General features: G+C 63.9%; 21 protein-coding genes. 7 read left to right on the forward strand and 14 right to left on the reverse strand.

Going from position 1 to position 18667, the window contains the following annotated elements; translation table 11 throughout:
* Positions 1–3 precede the first annotated feature (3 nt).
* The gene (locus AC6JA3_RS02795; protein WP_091552343.1) at positions 4–312 is read left to right on the forward strand and encodes a putative antibiotic biosynthesis monooxygenase; all 309 of its coding nucleotides are present in this window, start codon (positions 4–6) and stop codon (positions 310–312) included.
* Positions 313–391: 79 nt separating this feature from the next.
* Here the strand turns inward: AC6JA3_RS02795 and AC6JA3_RS02800 are convergent, their stop codons facing one another.
* From AC6JA3_RS02800 to uriH, 3 genes are read right to left on the reverse strand one after another with little or no spacing between them, the layout of a single operon-like run.
* Positions 392–1348: a ribokinase gene (locus AC6JA3_RS02800; protein WP_347782521.1), complete on the reverse strand. Its 957-nt coding sequence runs from the start codon at positions 1346–1348 to the stop codon at positions 392–394.
* On the reverse strand, positions 1345–2790 hold the full coding sequence (gene uriT / locus AC6JA3_RS02805; RefSeq protein ID WP_347782522.1) for a uridine transporter UriT: 1446 nt from the start codon (positions 2788–2790) through the stop codon (positions 1345–1347). The genes AC6JA3_RS02800 and uriT overlap by 4 nt, the downstream gene beginning before the upstream one ends.
* Entirely contained in the window at positions 2790–3836 is a 1047-nt protein-coding gene (gene uriH / locus AC6JA3_RS02810) for a uridine-preferring nucleoside hydrolase UriH (RefSeq protein ID WP_497920617.1), read from the reverse strand. Before uriH ends, uriT begins: the two co-directional genes overlap by 1 nt.
* Before the next feature lie 211 nt (positions 3837–4047).
* Here uriH and AC6JA3_RS02815 point away from each other — a divergent pair, with 211 nt between their 5' ends.
* Positions 4048–5085: a LacI family DNA-binding transcriptional regulator gene (locus tag AC6JA3_RS02815; RefSeq protein ID WP_347782523.1), complete on the forward strand. Its 1038-nt coding sequence runs from the start codon at positions 4048–4050 to the stop codon at positions 5083–5085.
* Here the strand turns inward: AC6JA3_RS02815 and AC6JA3_RS02820 are convergent.
* The gene (locus tag AC6JA3_RS02820; RefSeq protein ID WP_026543367.1) at positions 5075–5452 is read right to left on the reverse strand and encodes a hypothetical protein; all 378 of its coding nucleotides are present in this window, start codon (positions 5450–5452) and stop codon (positions 5075–5077) included. The two genes, AC6JA3_RS02815 and AC6JA3_RS02820, sit on opposite strands and share 11 nt — an antisense overlap.
* A 77-nt stretch (positions 5453–5529) precedes the next feature.
* Positions 5530–6153, reverse strand: a complete 624-nt coding sequence (locus tag AC6JA3_RS02825) for a LysE family transporter (RefSeq protein ID WP_026543368.1) — start codon at positions 6151–6153, stop codon at positions 5530–5532.
* A 157-nt stretch (positions 6154–6310) separates the two neighbouring features.
* On the opposite strand from AC6JA3_RS02825, the gene AC6JA3_RS02830 reads away from it, so the two are divergent.
* Entirely contained in the window at positions 6311–7384 is a 1074-nt protein-coding gene (locus tag AC6JA3_RS02830) for a DNA polymerase IV (protein ID WP_026543369.1), read from the forward strand.
* Between the two features lie 53 nt (positions 7385–7437).
* On the opposite strand, the gene AC6JA3_RS02835 is transcribed toward AC6JA3_RS02830, so the two are convergent.
* The 5 genes from AC6JA3_RS02835 to AC6JA3_RS02855 all read right to left on the reverse strand — a co-directional run bounded on the left by AC6JA3_RS02835 (position 7438) and on the right by AC6JA3_RS02855 (position 11538).
* Positions 7438–8421 carry an aldo/keto reductase gene (locus AC6JA3_RS02835; protein ID WP_497919892.1) on the reverse strand — a complete coding sequence of 328 codons (984 nt, stop codon included), beginning with the start codon at positions 8419–8421 and terminating at the stop codon, positions 7438–7440.
* An 18-nt stretch (positions 8422–8439) separates the two neighbouring features.
* Positions 8440–9654 (reverse strand): RNA polymerase sigma factor, encoded by a 1215-nt coding sequence (locus AC6JA3_RS02840; protein ID WP_347782525.1) that lies wholly within the window; start codon positions 9652–9654, stop codon positions 8440–8442.
* 9 nt (positions 9655–9663) lie between these two features.
* Complete coding sequence (locus AC6JA3_RS02845) at positions 9664–10023, reverse strand: YciI family protein (protein ID WP_026543372.1); 360 nt, start codon at positions 10021–10023, stop codon at positions 9664–9666.
* Between the two features lie 103 nt (positions 10024–10126).
* Positions 10127–10942: a methyltransferase domain-containing protein gene (locus AC6JA3_RS02850; RefSeq protein ID WP_347782526.1), complete on the reverse strand. Its 816-nt coding sequence runs from the start codon at positions 10940–10942 to the stop codon at positions 10127–10129.
* Between the two features lie 29 nt (positions 10943–10971).
* On the reverse strand, positions 10972–11538 hold the full coding sequence (locus tag AC6JA3_RS02855; protein WP_347782527.1) for a MarR family winged helix-turn-helix transcriptional regulator: 567 nt from the start codon (positions 11536–11538) through the stop codon (positions 10972–10974).
* Positions 11539–11705: 167 nt separating this feature from the next.
* On the opposite strand from AC6JA3_RS02855, the gene AC6JA3_RS02860 reads away from it, so the two are divergent.
* Positions 11706–13883 carry an MMPL family transporter gene (locus AC6JA3_RS02860; protein WP_347782528.1) on the forward strand — a complete coding sequence of 726 codons (2178 nt, stop codon included), beginning with the start codon at positions 11706–11708 and terminating at the stop codon, positions 13881–13883.
* A 3-nt stretch (positions 13884–13886) separates the two neighbouring features.
* Here the strand turns inward: AC6JA3_RS02860 and AC6JA3_RS02865 are convergent, their stop codons facing one another.
* From AC6JA3_RS02865 to AC6JA3_RS02880, 4 genes are read right to left on the reverse strand one after another with little or no spacing between them, the layout of a single operon-like run.
* Positions 13887–14396 carry a GNAT family N-acetyltransferase gene (locus AC6JA3_RS02865; protein ID WP_026543376.1) on the reverse strand — a complete coding sequence of 170 codons (510 nt, stop codon included), beginning with the start codon at positions 14394–14396 and terminating at the stop codon, positions 13887–13889.
* On the reverse strand, positions 14393–14743 hold the full coding sequence (locus tag AC6JA3_RS02870) for an ArsR/SmtB family transcription factor (RefSeq protein ID WP_347782529.1): 351 nt from the start codon (positions 14741–14743) through the stop codon (positions 14393–14395). The genes AC6JA3_RS02865 and AC6JA3_RS02870 overlap by 4 nt, the downstream gene beginning before the upstream one ends.
* A gap of 39 nt (positions 14744–14782) precedes the next feature.
* A complete protein-coding gene (locus AC6JA3_RS02875; protein WP_347782530.1) occupies positions 14783–15601 on the reverse strand; it encodes a hypothetical protein in 819 nt (272 codons plus the stop codon).
* A gap of 30 nt (positions 15602–15631) precedes the next feature.
* Complete coding sequence (locus AC6JA3_RS02880; protein ID WP_347782531.1) at positions 15632–16369, reverse strand: aquaporin; 738 nt, start codon at positions 16367–16369, stop codon at positions 15632–15634.
* A 46-nt stretch (positions 16370–16415) separates the two neighbouring features.
* Here AC6JA3_RS02880 and AC6JA3_RS02885 point away from each other — a divergent pair, with 46 nt between their 5' ends.
* The 3 genes from AC6JA3_RS02885 (at position 16416) to trxB (ending at position 18665) form a co-directional block, all read left to right on the forward strand.
* Positions 16416–17090, forward strand: coding sequence for an arsenate reductase/protein-tyrosine-phosphatase family protein (locus AC6JA3_RS02885; RefSeq protein WP_026543380.1), 675 nt, complete (start codon positions 16416–16418; stop codon positions 17088–17090).
* 134 nt (positions 17091–17224) lie between these two features.
* The gene (locus AC6JA3_RS02890; protein WP_347782532.1) at positions 17225–17659 is read left to right on the forward strand and encodes an arsenate reductase ArsC; all 435 of its coding nucleotides are present in this window, start codon (positions 17225–17227) and stop codon (positions 17657–17659) included.
* A gap of 28 nt (positions 17660–17687) precedes the next feature.
* Positions 17688–18665, forward strand: a complete 978-nt coding sequence (gene trxB, locus AC6JA3_RS02895; protein WP_026543382.1) for a thioredoxin-disulfide reductase — start codon at positions 17688–17690, stop codon at positions 18663–18665.
* Positions 18666–18667 lie beyond the last annotated feature (2 nt).

Raw genomic sequence — 18667 nt, forward strand, 5'->3', positions numbered from 1 at the left:
GCCATGACAGCACAAACAACCTCCGAAATCGCCGTCGAGCCAGCAGCGCCTGCCCGTCCGCAGGGCCCTTCCGTCCACATGCGGGCACTCATCACATGGCTGGCGATCTTCCCGCTCGTCTCCATCGGCATGCTGCTCCTGGGCCCCATCATGGAGCCGCTCCACCCGGTCCTGCGGGCGCTTATCCTGACAGCCTTTGTTGTGCCCACCGCCGTCTACCTCGTGGTTCCCCGCCTCATGGCCGGCCACGGCGCGCTGTCCCGCAAGGCCGTGGAACGCGCAGCACAACGGGCAGCCCGCACCTCCGCTTAACCCAAGTAGGTAACAGCAAATGCTCCACCGGGGCCTCAGCGGAACGTTTACTGTTACCCAGCTGGGTGCCGGACTGGGGCTAAGCGTCCCTCAGCTGTTCGACGTCGGCGATGCCAGGGTACGCGGCCTGCGTCCCCTTCTTGGTTGCGGCCAACGCAGCGGCAACCGAAGCGAAGGAAGCTGCGCTTGCCAAGGAGTCCCCGGCATCCAAGCGTGCAGCGACAGCACCAGTGAAGGCATCACCGGCGCCAGTGGTGTCAACAGCTGATACCCGCGTCGGAGCGATGCGCGTGATCTGATCTTCAGCGCCGCGTGCCAACGAATCCAGGACCACGGAGCCTTGGGCACCGAGTGTCACCAGCACACGCTGCAAACCTCGGTCCGCGAACTGGCTCCGAACCGGCTCCCAGGCCTCCGCCCCAGCGTCAGCGTCAGGAATGTCCGCTTCGGCACCAAGGAACAGCGAAGCCTCGTGGGCGTTCACCAGCAGCACATCGCTCAAGTGCGCCAGCTGCTCCGGCACCTCCGCGTAAGGCGAGAGGTTGAGCAGGACAGTGGCGCCGGCGTCGTGCCCTGCTTGGGCGGCGGCAATCACAGTCTCGATCCCCACCTCAAGGCAGAGGCACACCACGGCCGCGTCCTTGAAAGCGTCCGGCGCGACGTCCGCGGGCTTGAGTGTGCCGTTGGCGCCGGCAGAAATGATGATGCTGTTCTCGCCGCTGGAGTCCACGGAAATGACGGCGACGCCAGTGGCGACCTCCCTGCGCAGGACCCGCGAAACGTCCACTCCGGCGTTGGCCGTCGAATCCAGGAGCATGGTGCCGTTGGAGTCCTCTCCCACGGCGCCGATCAGGCTGACCCGGCCGCCGAGTTTGCTGGCAGCCACCGCTTGGTTTGCGCTCTTGCCGCCGGGATTCACCGCGAAACCGTTGCCGTGGACCGTCTCGCCGGGTTGGGGGAGGCGGTCGCAGTAGATGGTGAGGTCGGCGTTGAGGGAACCGACGACGACGATTCCCGCCTTGGGTGCGCTGGTCATGCGGTCACCTCTTGGTCCTCGGTGACTTCTGCGTCCACCGGCTTGGGGATCAACAGCGAGGCCGCGAAGGCAGCGAGGGTGATGACAAGGCCCACCACCACGACCGTCAGGTAGGACGCCTTGGCATCATTGAGCGAGGCCGTGGCCACGAGAACGGCGGGAAGGACCAGGAAGCTCAGCCCGGCGCCGAGGTTGAAGGCGCCGGCGTTCATGCCCGGAAGGAAACCGGGGTTGCCCTGCGGCGAGAGCACCACGCCCAGTCCGTTCAGCATGATGTTGACCGTACCGGCGTACATAATGCCCAGCAAGGCCGTTCCCACGATCATCATGGGCAGGTTGTTGAGGCCGAAGAAAGCGATGATCGCCAAGGCCACCAAGCTTCCGACCAAACCGATGCGCAGGACCTTGGTGTAGCCGAGGACGGGTGCGAGGCGGCCGCTGATCGGACCGAAGAGCCAACCAAGAAGGGCGTACGGGGTCAGGATGATCAGCGACATCTCGGTGGGACCAACGCCGAATCCGGGATCGGCTGCCTGAACGTAGGCCGGGACAATGCCGTTGATCACTGCGAAAATACCGGTCATGGTCAGCGTGGTGGTCAGCAGCGGAGCCCACGTGGAGCGCTGGCGCAGGTGCACTGTCTCAACCATGGGCTGCTTGGCGCGCTTCTCAACAGTCCAGAACGCAATGAACGCGACGACGGCAATCACCGTGAGCACGAGCGCGAGGGTCAGCGTGCCGGCGTCGAAGGCTGTGGCCAGTTTGGCGCCCTCGTTCAGGGCGGTCAGCAAGGCGCCAACGGCGATGACAATGCAGAACACGCCCAGCCAGTCCATGGTGGTGCCGGCAGCGGGCTTGCTCTCGCCGGCGAGGACGGCGATCAGGACGGTGGCGATCAGGGCCAAGGCAACCATGAGCCAGAAAATGCTGCGGAAGCCGAAGTTCTCAGCGAAGTAACCGCCAACAAACGAGTCCACGCCGGCCACGCCGCCGTTGACTGCCGTAATGAGGCCCATGAGGGTGCCGTACTTGCGGGGGTTGGTCACAGCGGAGCGGAGCATGATCAGGCAGAGGGGAACCGTGGGACCACTGACACCTTGGATGATGCGGCCCACGAATAGCCACGTCACGTCAGGGGCCATTGCTGCGATGACAGAGCCCACTGCCATGAGGAGCATCATGCCGACGAGGATCTTCTTGCGGCCCACAATGTCGCTCAGGCGGGGGAGGAAGAGGGAGAAGAGGGCAGCTGCGGTGAAGAACCACGTCTGGGACAGGCCGATGGTGGCTTGGTCCGTGTTGAGTTCGTTGCCCATGGTGACCAGGGCCGGGCTGAGCATGGAGGCGTTGAGCTGGAAGGCCACACAGGCTGCCAGCAACGCCACCATGAGGGCGGTGACGTTGCCGCGGGAGGTCTTGGAAGCTGTTGCGGGGGAGGACATTACTTTGCCTCTCCTGCCAGGATGGCCTCTGCTGTGGCGCTGACTTCGACGTCGGTGGGGCGGCCCGCGGCGGTGGCGACAGCACCGGCGTCGTGCGTTGGTTCGCCGATACGTTCGATGGCATCGGTGACCAGGTCCCAGAACTTCTTGTGGTCCAGGTCCACAGCCACCGACGTGTGGCAGTCCTCGGGGGCGGGGGCGCGGAAATCGGCCACGGTCATGCCGAGGGTGAGCTTGCCCTGGAGTTCGATGTCCACGGGGACTTTGCGGGTGGTCATGACGGTGGGGTCGATCACGTAGGCGACGGCGCAGGGGTCATGGACGGGCGGGAAGTCGAAGCCTTGGGCGTCCTTGTAGGTCTTCTGGAAGAAGTCCATGAGTTCCATGACGAACTTGGCCGGCTTGGTTCCGATCTTCGCGATGCGGCCCACTACCTCGTCCGTGGCCAGCGCCTGGTGCGTGAGGTCCAGGCCGACCATCACCACTGGCCACTTTTCGTTGAAGACGATGTGCGCGGCTTCGGGGTCGATGATGATGTTGAACTCCGCCACGGCGCTCCAGTTGCCCACGTGGTAGCCGCCGCCCATGAGCACGACTTCCTTCACGCGCTCCACGATCCGTGGCTCCTTGCGGGCAGCCATGGCAATGTTGGTCAGGCCCGCGGTGGGGACCAAGGTGACCGTGCCCGGCTCGTGAGCCATGACAGTTTCAATGATGAGGTCGACGGCGTGGCGCGGGTCCAGCTCGATGGTGGACTCGGTCTGCTCCGGGCCGTCCATGCCGGAATCACCATGGATGCTGGGAGCTGTTTCGATGGTGCGTACCAGGGGGCGGTCGCAGCCGGCAGCGAAGGGGACGCCGGTGATGCCGGCAATGGTGGCCACCGAGAGGGCGTTCCGGGTGACCTTTTCCAGGGTCTGGTTTCCCACGACCGTTGTCACGGCCAGAAGTTCGATGTCCGGGTTGCCGTGCGCCAGCAGCAATGCCACGGCGTCGTCATGGCCAGGGTCACAGTCAAGAATGATTTTCTTGCGTGCCGGTGTCATGGTGTTGGGGTCCACGTTTCTCTCCACGTCATTGGGGCCTGCCTGGTACTTGCCCCGGGCAGGGCGCTAAGCATTCAGGGGAATTCTGGCACTCGTTTGTGGGCTACGTCAAACGCTTAACGTGCTTGTGCGGCGTGTCATTTCCCTCCGACGTCAAGCGCTTGATGCCTTCGCGCAGGTCAGGGCGGATTTGGAACGCTACGATCGATGCATGGAATCCCTGGACCGGCGCCACGGCCGCGCACCCCGCTCACCCCGGGTGACGGCTGCGATGGTGGCTGCCCGGGCAGGCGTTTCGACGGCGACCGTCTCACTGGTGGCGAACGGCAAAACCCAAGGACGGGTGTCAGAGGACAACATCTCACGGGTCCGCTCCGCGATCGCCGAACTCGGTTACGTGGTGGACAGCATCGGCAGCTCCCTGGCCCGCGGCGTCAGTTCCATCGTCATCCTGGTAACCCCGGACGTTTCCAACCCGTTCTTTGCCAACGTGATCGCCGGGGTGCGTGAGTCCCTGGGAACCCAGTATCAGCTGCTGCTCTCCGTGACCGACGCCGGCGAATCGCCGCAGGCTTCCGACGTACGCAAACTATTGGCACTCCGTCCCGCCGGCTTGCTGGTAGGCGCCCCCAGCGCAGAGTTTTTGGAGGATCTGTCAGCGGCGGCTCCGTTGGTGCTGCTCGACGCACCGGGCCTTGAGTCCTACGCGCCGTCCGTGAACCTTGACGTTGCCCAGGGTGCCCGCGAGCTGGCCCGTCATCTGGCCGCATCCGGCCATACCCGCGCCGCCTACGTGGATGGCGTGACAGGAACAACAACCTTCCAGCTGCGCCGCGAAGCCTTCCTGGCCGAGGCTGTCGCCTGTGGGCTCTCGGTGGCTGAGGGCCATGTTGTCAGCACCCCGATCGACGTCGGTGCTGCCGCTGCCGCGTTCGCCGACGCCTGGCCGGAGTGGCAGCGCGAGGGGGTGACCGCCGTCGTCTGCGGCACCGACACGCATGCCTATGGTGTGCTGCAGGAAGCCCGCGTGGAGGGTGTCCGGATCCCTGGAGAACTGGCCGTGGCAGGCTTCGACGACCTGCCCTACTCGGCCACCAGCAACCCAAGCCTTACCAGCGTCCATCTTCCGGCGACGCCCCTGGGGCGCAAGGCAGGGGAGCAGCTGCGGGGCCTCATGGAAGGCCTGCCGTTGGCGGAGCCCCATGTGACGCTGGAGAGCTCGCTGGTGGTCCGCGGATCTACGTCGTAGCCCTGCCCGGAAGCCCGCGGGACAGCGGGCGAAGCTGGTCCTCCGGGATGGGATTGGGCACGGTGAAGTAGACCTGCGGAGCGGTCATATCTCCCCAGTCCTCCCTTTTCACCCGCACCAAGGTGGGCGTGACTTCGGCGATCCGCACGCGCAGCCACCCGCCGTCGTCGAGCAGTAATTCGTGCGGGTCGGCGAGGTATCCCAGACCTAGCTCGTCAAGGGTTTCCTCAGCCACGAACCAGTCCACTACTTCCGTGCGCGGGCGTCCCAGCAGGTCGATGGCCACAAAACCGTCGTCCACGGGCTTCATCCAACCCACGTGCTCACGGTCGTCCGAGCGTCGGTGTTCGATCCAGTCCGGTTCCATGTCCTCGACCGTAGCACCGGGTGTGGCTGGTTCGCTTGGCTTGGCTGGTTGCTGGGCTGGTTCGCTGGCCGACTCGGCTAGTGGATGACGGCGAGCAGGATGCCCACAAGGACGAACAAGCAGCCGAAGACCCTGTTGAGGACCTTCTGGCCGTGCTCATCATGGGTGAATCTCTGGAAGGACCGGGCCGCGAAAGCGAAGAAGAACCACATCACCATGATGTCGATAATGATGACCGTAGTAGTCAGCACCGCGTATTGCTGAAGCAGCGGCTGATCCGGACGGATGAACTGGGGCATGAACGCCAGGAAGAACACGATTGCTTTGGGGTTCAGGAGGTTTACCCAGATGCCGCGTTGGAACATGGAGAGGGCGGACTCGTTCTTCTTGTCCGCGACTTCTTCCTCGTCCAGATCCGGTTTGCGCAGGAACTGCCGGATCCCCAGGTAGACCAGATACGCGGCCCCGGCGTACCGGATGACGTTGAAGATCACCGGAGAACTCGAAACCAGCACTCCGACGCCCAAGGCAACAATGACGATGTGGATGACCAGAGCCACCTGTTGGCCGAGGATGCCCCAGATGGAGCGTCGGAAGCCGGAATTGAGCGAGTTGCTCATGGTGAAGATGGCCCCGGCGCCGGGAGTGAAACTGATCAAGGTGCCGGCGCCAACCAGGGCCAGCCAAAGTGAAAACTGCACGTCTCAGCTTATGCCCGGGGAACGGGTGCTCTTGACGCGTTGCTTCCTGACCTTCTTTGGCGGCCGACGAGGGTAAATGCACCCGGAATAGGTTGATTCCCCCGCCCGCCCGGGCCAAAGAAGGTCAGGACGCCACGGCGTAGGGCAAACTGGTGCCGTGAGCGGAATCCCCTGGGTACTCCACGTTGATCTTGATCAGTTCATTGCGGCGGTCGAGGTCCTCCGCCGGCCTGAGCTGGCGGGCAAGCCCATCATTGTGGGCGGAAGGGGAGATCCCACGGAACGGGCTGTTGTCTCCACGGCCTCCTACGAAGCCAGGGCGTTCGGCGTCGGATCCGGAATGCCGCTGCGGATTGCGGCCCGGAAGGTACCGGATGCCATCATCCTGCCGGTCGACCAGGAGGCGTATCTCGCGGCCTCGGACGTCGTGATGACCACCCTGCGAGCACAGCCGGGCGCCACCGTTCAGGTGCTGGGTTGGGATGAGGCGTTCGTCGGCGTAGTAACCGAGGACCCGGAAGCGTACGCCACGCAGATCCAGGCCGCCGTCCTCGAACAAACCCAGCTCAACTGCAGCGTGGGCATCGGCGACACCCTTGTCCGCGCCAAGAATGCCACCGATTTCGGCAAGCCCGCAGGAACATTCACCCTGACCAAGGAGAACTGGCTCGAGGTCATGGGAGCCAAGCCCACCAGGGAACTGTGGGGCGTCGGGCCAAAAGTGTCGCAGCGCCTCGCGAAGCACGGAATCACTACGGTGGCACAGCTCGCCGCGACAGAGCCCCAGGAGCTCGTCACTGAATTCGGGCCGAAAATGGGCCCGTGGTACGCGCAGTTGGGACGCGGGGAGGGTGCCAGCGTAGTGGACGACACACCGTGGGTCGCCCGGGCGCATGGCCGCGAGACAACCTTCCAGCAGGACCTGACTGAGCCCACCCAGATCAGTGACGCCATCAAGGATTTGACCGCCCGTGTCCTGGAAGATGTGGCCGCGGAGGGGCGGCCGGTGATCGGGCTGACGCTGAAAGTCCGTTACGCGCCGTTCTTCACCAAGACCTACGCCAGGAAGATCCCCGAGACTTTCGACCGGGAAGAAGTACTGACGCAGGCCTTGGAGCTGACCGCGAAAATGGAGCCGGACCGCCCCATTCGCCTCCTCGGCTTGCGGGCCGAAATGTCCATGCCCGAGGAAGCCCGCAAGGGACACACGCCGACGCGCAGCGGCTGGTAACGCGGTCGGGCCCTAACGCCGTCGAGCACCAACACCCGACGGCGGCCCTCCTACTACCAGCGCGGGTGGATCGCTTCGCGGAAATAGCGGTCGTAGATGTCCCGGACGTTGTGGGCGAAGCCGGTACCAAGGTCCTGCATTCCGCCGGCCTCGGCATTTGCTGCTGCCTGCGATGCGGAGCGTGCACCCGGGATAACCGAGGTGACACCGTCCTGGGCAATCACCCAGGCGAGGGCCGCTTGGGCCGTGCTGACGCCGTCGGGCACCAACCCGCTGAACTCCTGTGCGGCCTTGACGCCGGTTGCGAAGTCGACGCCGGAGAACGTCTCGCCGACGTCGAAGGCAGAACCGTCGCGGTTGTAGTTCCGGTGGTCGTTCTCCGGGAATTCGGTGTCCGGTGTGTACTTCCCGGAGAGCAGGCCGGAGGCCAGCGGGACCCGGGCGATGATGCCGACTCCGGCTTCCTTCGCTGCGGGCAGTACCTCGTCAAGAGGCTTGAGGCGGAAGGCGTTGAGGATGATCTGCACGGACGCGGTATTCCCGCGCTTGATGGCCTCAAGGGCCTCATCCGTCCGCTCGACGCTGACGCCGTAATTGCGGATGACTCCTTCGCTGACGAGGGTGTCGAGTGCGTCGTAGACTTCGTCGCTGCTGTAAACGGACGTGGGCGGGCAGTGCAACTGAACAAGGTCCAGCGTGTCCTGCTGCAGGTTGCGCCGTGAGCGGTCAGTCCATTCCCGGAAGTTTTCCAAGGTGTAATTTTCCGGGACTTGATCCACGCGGCGGCCCATTTTGGTGGCTACTGTGATGTCCAGTTCCGGGTTGGCGCGCAGGAAACGGCCAATGAACTGCTCGCTGCGGCCGTCACCGTAGACGTCCGCGGTGTCGAAGAAATTGACGCCGCCATTCACCGAGGCTTCCAGGACTGCGAAGGCGTCCTCTTCGGTGACGGAACCCCAGTCGGCTCCGAGTTGCCAGGTGCCCAGTCCCACGGTGGAGACCGATCGGCCGGTTTTGCCAAGTATGCGCTGTTCCATGGTTCCGACTATAAGGCTTTATGGCTGGTCCATCCGCGCCACTTTTCCCAGTAGGTAGCGCCGTTCCTGCAGGCTGGCCGTCTTCTTGGCGGCGGAAAGGTAGGCTGCGCGGGCCTCCGGATACGAGCCTGTCATGTCCAAAAGATGCGCCCTGACCGCGTCCAATCGATGGCTCCGCCCCAGGGCTTCATCCAGACCGGCCAGCAACTCCAGCCCCGCGGCCGGGCCGTGAACCCTGGCCACCGCCACCGCGCGATTCAGCGTGACCACGGGACTGGGCGCTACGGCATCAAGAACTGTGTACAGGGCAAGAATTTGCGGCCAGTCGGTCTCCTCATCTGAGGCCGCTTCCGCGTGGACCGCTGCGATGGCGGCCTGTAGCTGATATGGCCCGGTGGCCCCCTGACCCAGGACGGAGGACAGCAGCGCGATGCCTTCCTGGATCTGGTCCCGATTCCACTGACTGCGGTCCTGCTCCGCCAACGGCACCGGCATCCCATCCGCCGAAGCCCGCGCAGAACGACGCGAGTCGGTCAGCAGCATTATGGCCAGGAGACCGGCCGCCTCAAGCTCCCGTGGCGCGGCGTCCACCAGCAGACGTGTCACCCTGATGGCCTCGGTGGTGAGGTCCTGGCGCTGCAGCGACGGACCCGAGCTTGCCGCGTAACCTTCGTTGAAAATCAGGTACAGGACGTGAAGTACGACGCCGAGCCTCGCCTTGCGCTCGGAAGGCTGCGGCAAGGTGAAGGTGGCGCCGGCTTTCTGGATCCCTTGTTTCGCGCGGCTGATGCGTTGCCCCATGGTCGCTTCGGGGACCATGAAGGCGGAGGCGATTTCCGCCGTCGTGAGTCCTCCAACTGCCCGGAGCGTTAGGGCGAGCTGCGACGGAGCGGACAGGGCCGGATGGCAGCAGAGGAACATCAAAGTGAGGGTGTCGTCGGCTTCCGAAACCGTACCCGGCTGGATGTCGACGTCCATGGCAGCAACGCGTTCTTCGCGGGCCCGGCGGGCGTTTTCGCTTCGATAAAAGTCCACCAGCCTGCGGGTTGCGACTGTTATCAACCACGCCCGTGGGTTGTCCGGCAATACGGATGGCCACTGCATGGCGGCTTCCAGCAGCGCCTCCTGGACGGCGTCCTCGCACGCATCGAACTGCCCGTGTTTGCGTGCCAGCACGGCAAGGACCTGCGGCGCCAGGCTGCGCAGCAGGTCCTCGATCCGTGCATTTGGCAAGTCGTCCAGCTAGACCTCCGGCGGAGCTTCCTGGACCGCGCGCAACTCAACCACCTGCGCGTACTTGACGATGCTTGAGCAAATTTCGACGGCGCGCTCCTCGCTGGCCACGTCAACCACCCAATAACCCACCAAGGACTCTTTGGACTCGGCGAACGGGCCGTCGGTGGTGATGACGCCGTCGGGGGTCTGCTTGACCAGCTTCGCGGTGCTGCCGTCGGCCAGGCCCGCGTTGAACACCATCTCGCCGGACTCGGTCAGGTCCTTGTCGATCTGGATCATGAACCCGATCATCTCCTGGATCCACGCGGGGTCAGCTGTCTCCATCATGCCCTCGGCCGATCCGAACATCATGATCATGTATTTCATCTCAAACTCCTTGTGAGGGGCGGCCTTTGGTGGCGCCTTCACCCGTGGGTCGGAACTGCGGTGGGCTTTTCTACATGGTTGGGGAAATTCTTTTTTGCACCGCTCAGGCCCGGGCGATCACCTCACCGTTGGGGATCAGGAAGTATCCGTCATCGGTGGCTCCCCAACGGTGCCATCCCGCGGCAATCCGGGCGAGGTCGGCCTCGTTGGCGTAACCGTACTCCAGGGCTTGCTCGGCGAAGGCGGAGTGCAGGACCCGTTCGCTCCACACGCGTGATTGCCAGGCACGTTGCTGGGCGGTGGCATAGAGCCAATTGCTGCTGGTGGGAGCTACCTGGGTGAAGCCGGCCTGCTGGGCCCACGACACCAAGCGCCGGCCGGCGTCCGGTTCAGCTCCGTTGCGGCGGGCGATCTTTTGGTACAGCTCCATCCAGTCGTCCAGTTCAGGGACTTCGGGGTACCAGCTCATGCCATGGAAGTCTGCGTCGCGCACGGCAACAATGGCGCCGGGCTTGGCGACGCGCCGCATTTCGCGCAGCGCCGCCACCGGGTCCGTGAGGTGTTGGAGCACTTGGTGCGCGTGAACGAGGTCGAACGACTCATCCTCGAAGTCGAGATCGTAGATATTGCCGGTCTGAAAGGTCACGTTGTCCACGCCGCGTTCGATGGCCAGCTCTGAGGCCTGCGCGACGATATCCGGAGAGCGGTCCAAGCCGATTACTTGCCCGGGCGCCACCAGCCCCGCAAAGTCGCACGTGATGCTCCCGGGTCCGCACCCGACGTCGAGCACTGACGTTCCGGCGGTGAGGTGCGGGATGACAAACGCTGCCGAATTCTCGGCCGTCCGTGAGGCGTGGGCCCGGACAACCGACTCGTGGTGCCCGTGGGTGTAGACATCTTCAGGCTGCTGCGCGTTCATAGGGAAACGCTACAACTTGGAAGGTGGAATTAGGTGGAATGCGCTGCGTCGGGTTGGGTCGCTTCCTCGCGTGCGGCGAGGGTGGCTTCCACCATGTCCGTCATGAACCGGGTGACGAGCTCCAGTTCCTCGGAACTGTAGGCGGCCATGGCCTTGCCCATGCGGATGGCAAGCGGCATGAACATGGCGCTTCCGTCCTTATAGGCCTTGGGTGTCATCTGGAGCTGGACCTGCCGGCGGTCCGTGCCAAGGCGTTCGCGCACCACGTGGCCACTGGCGTGCAAGCGATCCACCAGCGCAGTAGTGGCGGGGGAGCTGAGGCGCAGCTCGGTGCGGAGGACCCCGGGCGTGACCACCTTGCCAGCGGCCGTGTGGCGCATGATGACGGCGAGCGCGTTCAGGTCCGTGCGGTGCATGTCATTGCGCCCGCCCGCTGCGTCCACGTAGTGGTTGGCTTCCAGGGTGAAGTTCTGGAGGAGCCTCACCAGTTCCTGGGGTGCGGCGTGCTGGTGACGTCCCTGGCCCGCTTCGCCTGGTTCGGGCCGCTGTGCTTCGGGGCGCTCTGCTTCGGGGCGCGTGGCTGCTGTATCCGACATGTCCGCCCTCCTGCCAGCGTTTGCCTGGTGATTAGTGCCTTCCGGATATTACTCCCAGCAGCCGGGGATTCCGGCATTCGCTTCCACTAACCCTTGGAATAGTTCCATCATAGAGATAATCTATGATGGAATAAAGACCCTTACGCATCCCCACAGAAGAAGGACCCATGAACACGCGGAAAGTACCGTTCTGGCTTCGATGGCTGATACCCGTGGTGCTGGTCATCACCTGGCTTGGTATCGCAGGAATCGGCGGCCCTACGTTCGGCCGATTGGAGGAAGTATCGTCCAATGACCAGGCCTCGTTCCTCCCCGCAGGTGCCGAAGCCACCGAGGCCGGCGACTGGCAAGCCAAATTCCGGGACTCTGAAGAGATCCCTGCCGTGGTCATCGTTGAGAACGATGCCGCCTTCACTCCGGCCCAGCTGGGCGAAGCAGCCCAGCTGAAAGCCGACATCGAGGCACTCAAGCTGGGGAGCGCCGTCGTCGGGCCCATCCCTTCCGAAGACGGCAAAGCCGTCCAGTTCATAGTTCCAATGGCGTCCTCGGATGAGCTGCGAGATAAGGTCCAGGAGCTGCGCGACGTCGTCCAGCCCGGAGCGCCCGACGGCATGAAGGCCTTCGTGACCGGGCCCGCCGGACTGACCGCCGATCTGGTCAACGCTTTCGGCGGGATTGACGGCATCCTGCTGCTGGTAGCGCTTGGCGCTGTGTTCGTGATCCTGCTGCTGGTTTACCGTTCCGTGGTGCTGCCTCTTGCTGTGCTGTTCACTTCGGTCTTTGCCTTGTGCGCCGCGATCCTGCTGGTGTTCGGCATGGCCAAGGCGGGCTGGATCCAGCTCAACGGCCAAAGCCAGGGCATCCTTTCCATCCTGGTCATTGGTGCAGCGACCGACTACGCGCTGCTCTTCGTGGCGCGTTTCCGTGAGGCGCTGACCCACACCACCAACCGCACCCAGGCCGTCATCACTGCATGGAAGGCCTCGTTCGAACCGATCCTCGCCTCCGGTGCAACGGTGATCATCGCGCTTCTCTGCCTGCTCTTCTCGGACCTGAACTCCAACAAGGCGCTGGGCCCCGTGGCGGCTGCAGGCATTCTCTGCTCCCTGTTCGCGGCACTCACGCTCCTGCCGGCGCTGATGGCCTTGCTCGGCCGCGCAGCCTTCTGGCCCTTCCGCCCCAAGTTGCTGCCCGACGACGAACGCGAACCGGAGATTGTCACCGGACTTGAGGGACAGAAGGGTCTGTGGCGCGCCACGGGTCGCCTGGTCTCCAAGCGGCCGCGCGTTGTCTGGGTGGCGTCAGTGCTGCTGCTCCTTGCGGCCTCGACCGGCCTGATGCAACTGAAGGCCAACGGTGTTCCGCAGACGGACGTCATCCTTTCGGCATCCGACGCCGTGGACGGCCAGGAAGCCCTGGCGCGCCACTTCGACGCCGGCAGCGGCAGCCCCGCCGTCGTCATCGCCCCGGAAGGCTCCGCACAGCAGGTCCTGGACAAGGTCAAAGCCGCCGACGGCGTGGGCGACGCCTACTTGTTGGCTGATGGAAACGTGCCCATAACCGGCGCCCCGGGCGCTCCAGCCGATCCCGCCGTCCGCGATGGCAGGGTCCTGATCAACGCCACCCTGAACTCCGCCGCTGACTCCATAGAGGCCGAAGAAGCGGTGAAGTCGCTGCGGGTTGCGGTCAAGGAGGTCGACGCCGATGCCCTGGTGGGTGGCGTAACCGCCACTGCGTTGGACACCAATACCACCGCGCAACGCGACTTGGTGGTGATCATCCCGATCGTGCTGATCGTCATCCTGTTCATCCTGATGCTCCTGCTGCGTTCGGTGGTGGCTCCGGTGCTGTTGGTACTCTCCGTGGTGCTTTCCTACGGTGCCGCCATGGGTGTCTCGGCGTGGGTGTTCAACGGAATCTTCGGGTTCTCAGGTGCCGACGCCACGGTGCCACTGTTCGGCTTCGTGTTCCTGGTGGCCCTGGGCGTTGACTACAACATCTTCCTGATGAGCCGTGTCCGCGAAGAGTCTTTGAAGCACGGGACCCGACCGGGGATCCTGCGGGGCTTGGCCGTCACCGGTGGTGTCATCACTTCTGCCGGTGTGGTCCTCGCCGCCACGTTCGCGGCCCTCGGGGTTATCCCCATCATGTTCCTGGTGCAGCTGGCTTTCATCGTGGCATTCGGTGTGCTGCTGGATACCGTCCTGGTCCGCTCCCTGTTGGTTCCCGCGCTCGCCTATGACATCGGCAGCAAGATATGGTGGCCGGGCAAGCTCGGGCGCGAGTCCTCGCCTGCGACCCCTGTTGGGCGTCACAAAGAGGAGGAGGCCCCGGTGGGCCGATAACCGTCAGTCAATAACTGGCGAGCGGCGCTCCAGCAGCAGGGTGTCGCGCCATTGTCCGGCGGCGGGTCCGGTGCTCAGGCGAGCAATACGTTCCCGTCGCCCGACAATGGCGAATCCATTGGCCTGATGCAGCCGCAGGCTGGCCTTGTTTTCAGGGAAGATGCTGGACTGGATGGTCCAGATTCCCTTCGCCTCCGTGGAGTCAGCCAGGGCCTTCAGGAGAAGTGCGCCGACCCCTTGGCCGCGGGCGGCGCCGGCCACGTAGATGGAATGTTCCACGACACCGGCGTAGGCCGGACGCTTGGAGACCGGCGAAACCGCGGTCCAACCCAGAATGGTCCCCTCGCCGTTGACGGCCACAAATCGGTGGTCGGGCAACCTGGAGTTATTGAAGGCGTCCCATTCTGGCGCGGACGATTCGAACGTGGCGAAGCCGGTGTCGATGCCTTCCTGGAAGATCTCCCTGACGGCGGGCCAGTCTCCGGGCTCCATGGCCCTCAGCATTACCGTCACAGCCCCGTCACCATGCCGGCAACAGCGTCCAAGGCGCCAGGGACGAGCGAGTAGTAGGCCCACGTGCCGCGCTTTTCCCGGTGCAGCAAGCCTGCGTCCACCAGGATTTTCAGGTGGTGCGACACCGTTGGCTGGCCGAGGCCCAGGGGCTCGGTGAGATCGCACACGCAGGATTCCCCCGATGCCTCAGCTTTGACCATGGACAGAAGCCGCAGCCGGTTGGGGTCAGCGAGGGCCTTGAAGACCGAGGCCTTCTGCTTCGCATCCTCGGCATCGAGGGCGGGCTGGCTCATTGATTCGCGGCAGTCTTGCGTCGAGGCGGATTCGAGCGTGGGGAGGACGGTCATGTACCTATTATGCGCTTGCATTGACGGTCATCAATGTTCTCAGCGGCGACCGGTGGGGACCACTTTCGACTTCGGCCTGTCCTGTGAGCGGCGTACTTTTTTGCGTTGTTGCCTCCGCTTAATGTCAGCACTGAATGGTGGCCTGGGCGTGCCACGGAGCGGGCCGCTCCAGTAGTGCCCACCCAAAAGGACTCCGGCCAGGGCGCCATACGCCCACGCGAACGGAAGAGCCGGCTGGCTGGTGTTCCCGCCCAGGAATGCCAGTAAAAAGAACTCCACGGGGACCACCAGGAGGAGCAGGTTCCGGGTCAGTGGTGACGGCGGAAAACGGAACAATGCCCAGCCGCAGAGCAAGGCACCGGCCAAAACGGCGGCGACTGCCGCCGTCGGACTCTGGAAGGCGAGGTGGGCGAGGCCGCCGCCAATGAGGACAGCGACGCAACCTGCAACGGTCAGCAAGAGACGGCGGCTTCCGACAGCCTTTACCTCCTTGGCGTTGCTCTTGGCCTTCTGCGGGGCAGCGGTCCGCGGACGCTTGCCCGACCATGGGCGTCCGCTGCCGATTGCCCCTGCGATGAACCCAAGGCCCCAGGACGCTGCTGCAGGGATCCCCAGGCTGTCCTCGACTGAGAGCCACGAGTAGAAAGTCAGCGGAAGCGCCAACAGCATCACCATGGAAGCTCGGGACGTCTGCGGAACCTGCCGGAACAGCAGCGTGGTGTACACCGCCCCCAGGACAAAGATCGGGGATGCTCCGAGCAGGACGCTGCGGGCCATCCATGCGAAAGCCACGACAACAACCACGATCATCCCAACAGGGAGGACCCATGCCGGCCATTGGCTTGAAGTCTTCTTCATGTCAGCATTCCCCACGGGACCAAGGGTAGATCACGCCCGGGTGTTCACTGTGTGCGGCACGACGACGTCGTCCGCCGTGCGCGCATCCCTGGGAAACAGGGCCACCAGAAGGCCGAGCCCAACGGCGGCGCCGATAAGTTGCGCGAGGACAAAGCCCGGGACGGAGACGGGTGCGATGCCGGCGAAGGTGTCGCTGAAGATGCGGCCCACAGTCACCGCGGGGTTCGCGAAGGACGTGGAGGACGTGAACCAGTATGCCGCTCCGATGTAGGCGCCGACAGCGGGGGCTGCCAGGGAGCTGCGCTTGGTGGCAGCAAGGGAGAAGATCAGCAGAACAAGTCCGGATGTAGCCACGACCTCGGCCAGCAAGTGGCCAGGAGTTGCACGTTCTTTGCCGGAAATCGCCGTGCCGACTTCAAACATGGTGTTGGCCAGAACGCTGCCGCCGATCGCCCCCACGGTCTGCGAGGCAATGTACGTGCACAGTTCCTTCACTGACAGCCCACTGCCGGTTCGCCTGCCCAGAATCCAGTCCACCAGTGAAACTGCCGGATTGAAATGCGCGCCGCTGATGGGTCCATAGATCAGTATGAGGACCGTCAGTCCGAGCACCGTGGCTGTGCTGTTTTGCAGCAGTTGCAGGCCGACATCGTCGGGGGAGAGCTGCTGGGCCGCAATACCGGAGCCCACAACGATCGCAACGAGGAGGCAGGTCCCCAGCGCTTCGGCGAGCGCGCGGCGCCACAATGCCGGCGGATGAGTAGTCATGGGAAACAGCTTGACTCAAGAAGTTGGTTCAGTCAAAATTGAATCAATGACTATTGAACGAAACTCAAGCCTTCTGGAGCGGGCGGCCAAGTACGCGGCCTTGGCTGATCCTGCGCGGCTCCGCATCGTGGACCTGCTGACATTGGGGGATCTGTCGCCGACGGAATTGCAGGTGGAACTGGACATGCCCGCCAACCTGCTGTCCCATCACCTGCGGTCCATGGAGGCCGCCGGGTTGGCTGTTCGGCATCGTTCGGAAGCCGACAAGCGGCGCAGCTATGTGCGCCTGGCTCCCGGGGCGCTGGATGGCCTCACTCCCGGCCGCGAGCACGGGGCTAGCAGGGTTTTGTTTGTCTGTAGCCGGAACAGTGCCCGCTCGCAGTTGGCGACGGCTTTGTGGCGAACCGCCAGCGACATCCCTTCGTTGTCGGCGGGAACTCATCCGGCGGACCATGTGGCTCCGGGGGCCGTTGATGTCGCCCGCCGGCATGGGTTGGACCTTGCCGGAGCCAAGCCATGCCTGATAGACCGAGTGATGCGGGACGAAGATCTGGTAGTCACAGTCTGCGATAACGCCCATGAGGAGTTGCGGGGGTTGCGCGGCATTCACTGGTCCATCCCTGATCCGGTTCGACTCGACAATGAGGAGGCGTTTGAAGAGGCCTTCGCTGACATATCGCGCCGCGTTCACGATCTCGCGCCCCGCTTGCGTGTGGCCTAGCCATGCAGGAGCCATATATTGACAATCATCGATATATTAGCCAATACTTGATTCATCGATGAACATCAATACGTTTCATCGCGGCATTGGCGCGATGCCCACCAAACCGGCCCAACCGATATCAGGAGAAACCTGTGAGCACCGAAACCGCCAAGAAGCCCTCCGTTTTGTTTGTCTGCGTTCATAACGCAGGGCGTTCCCAGATGGCTGCTGCGTTTCTCACAAGCCTGGCAAAAGGTGCCATCGAGGTCCGCTCCGCCGGCTCGCAGCCCGCGGACAAGGTCAACCCTGCAGCTGTTGAAGCGATGTCTGAGCTAGGTATCGATATGTCCGCTGAGGTTCCGAAGGTCCTCACTACCGAAGCCGTCAAGGAATCCGATGTTGTGGTGACCATGGGTTGTGGCGACGAGTGCCCGTACTTCCCGGGAAAGCGCTACGAAGATTGGGTCCTCGAGGATCCCGCGGGCCAGGGCGTCGAGGCCGTCCGTCCCATCCGCGATGAAATCAGGACCCGCATCGAGAACCTGATTACCGAACTGCTGCCTGCCCGCCACGCCGACGCCCAGTAATTCACCCGAACCCTCCCAAGGAGACCACGTGAACACCGAACAGCTGATCATCATCGGGTCCGGCCCTGCCGGGTATACGGCCGCCATCTACGCCGCCCGCGCCGGGCTGAACCCCCTCGTTTTGGCCGGCTCGGTCACCGCCGGCGGCGCACTCATGAACACCACGGAAGTAGAGAACTTCCCCGGCTTCCCGGGCGGGATCCAAGGCCCGGAGCTTATGGACGGGCTGCAGGAACAGGCCGAAAAGTTCGGTGCACGGATAGTGTTCGACGACGTCACTGAGGTCGACCTCAAAGGTCACCTCAAGCGCGTGGTCACCGGGGCGGGAGAGAGTCACGAAGCGCCGGCGGTCATCCTCGCCACGGGCTCCGCCTACAAAGAGCTTGGGCTTCCGGAAGAGAAGAAACTCAGCGGGCACGGCGTCTCCTGGTGTGCCACCTGTGACGGCTTTTTCTTCCGCGAACAGGACATCATCGTGGTCGGTGGGGGCGACTCCGCCATGGAGGAGGCTACGTTCCTGACACGGTTTGGAAAGTCTGTCACGGTAGTGGTCCGGAAGGACGAACTCCGGGCCTCGCGCATCATGGCCCAGCGCGCCAAGGACAACCCTAAAATCACTTTTGCGTGGAACTCGGCCATCACCAAGATTCATGGGGACACGAAAGTAACCGGAGTGACGCTGCAAGACACCCGCACTGGCGAAACCCGGGAACAAGCGGCAACCGGGATCTTCGTGGCTATCGGCCACCTCCCCCGGACGGAGCTCGTGGAAGGACAAGTGGATCTCGACGCTGAGGGTTACATCAAGGTGGACTCACCCACCACGTGCACCAACCTCTCGGGCGTCTTCGCCTGCGGTGACGCCGTGGACCACCGGTACCGCCAGGCCATTACCGCTGCGGGTACCGGTTGCTCGGCGGCACTCGATGCTGAGCGATACCTCGCCGCCCTGGATGATGCCCACAGCATTGCCACTGCGCTGGTCGAAGAGCCCACCCACTCCTGAAC

Source organism: Arthrobacter sp. TmtSoilC79 (assembly GCF_059739405.1).

Excerpts from the sequence above, each read along its gene's own strand:
- AC6JA3_RS02820 (WP_026543367.1), bottom strand. The coding sequence starts at position 5,452 with ATGGAACCGGACTGGATCGAACACCGACGCTCGGACGACCGTGAGCAC.
- AC6JA3_RS02845 (WP_026543372.1), bottom strand. The coding sequence starts at position 10,023 with ATGAAATACATGATCATGATGTTCGGATCGGCCGAGGGCATGATGGAG.
- uriH (WP_497920617.1), bottom strand. The coding sequence starts at position 3,836 with ATGACACCGGCACGCAAGAAAATCATTCTTGACTGTGACCCTGGCCAT.
- AC6JA3_RS02815 (WP_347782523.1), top strand. The coding sequence starts at position 4,048 with ATGGAATCCCTGGACCGGCGCCACGGCCGCGCACCCCGCTCACCCCGG.
- AC6JA3_RS02835 (WP_497919892.1), bottom strand. The coding sequence starts at position 8,421 with ATGGAACAGCGCATACTTGGCAAAACCGGCCGATCGGTCTCCACCGTG.
- AC6JA3_RS02870 (WP_347782529.1), bottom strand. The coding sequence starts at position 14,743 with ATGACCGTCCTCCCCACGCTCGAATCCGCCTCGACGCAAGACTGCCGC.
- AC6JA3_RS02850 (WP_347782526.1), bottom strand. The coding sequence starts at position 10,942 with ATGAACGCGCAGCAGCCTGAAGATGTCTACACCCACGGGCACCACGAG.
- uriT (WP_347782522.1), bottom strand. The coding sequence starts at position 2,790 with ATGTCCTCCCCCGCAACAGCTTCCAAGACCTCCCGCGGCAACGTCACC.
- AC6JA3_RS02880 (WP_347782531.1), bottom strand. The coding sequence starts at position 16,369 with ATGACTACTCATCCGCCGGCATTGTGGCGCCGCGCGCTCGCCGAAGCG.
- AC6JA3_RS02885 (WP_026543380.1), top strand. The coding sequence starts at position 16,416 with ATGACTATTGAACGAAACTCAAGCCTTCTGGAGCGGGCGGCCAAGTAC.
- AC6JA3_RS02855 (WP_347782527.1), bottom strand. The coding sequence starts at position 11,538 with ATGTCGGATACAGCAGCCACGCGCCCCGAAGCAGAGCGCCCCGAAGCA.
- AC6JA3_RS02795 (WP_091552343.1), top strand. The coding sequence starts at position 4 with ATGACAGCACAAACAACCTCCGAAATCGCCGTCGAGCCAGCAGCGCCT.
- AC6JA3_RS02875 (WP_347782530.1), bottom strand. The coding sequence starts at position 15,601 with ATGAAGAAGACTTCAAGCCAATGGCCGGCATGGGTCCTCCCTGTTGGG.
- AC6JA3_RS02800 (WP_347782521.1), bottom strand. The coding sequence starts at position 1,348 with ATGACCAGCGCACCCAAGGCGGGAATCGTCGTCGTCGGTTCCCTCAAC.
- AC6JA3_RS02860 (WP_347782528.1), top strand. The coding sequence starts at position 11,706 with ATGAACACGCGGAAAGTACCGTTCTGGCTTCGATGGCTGATACCCGTG.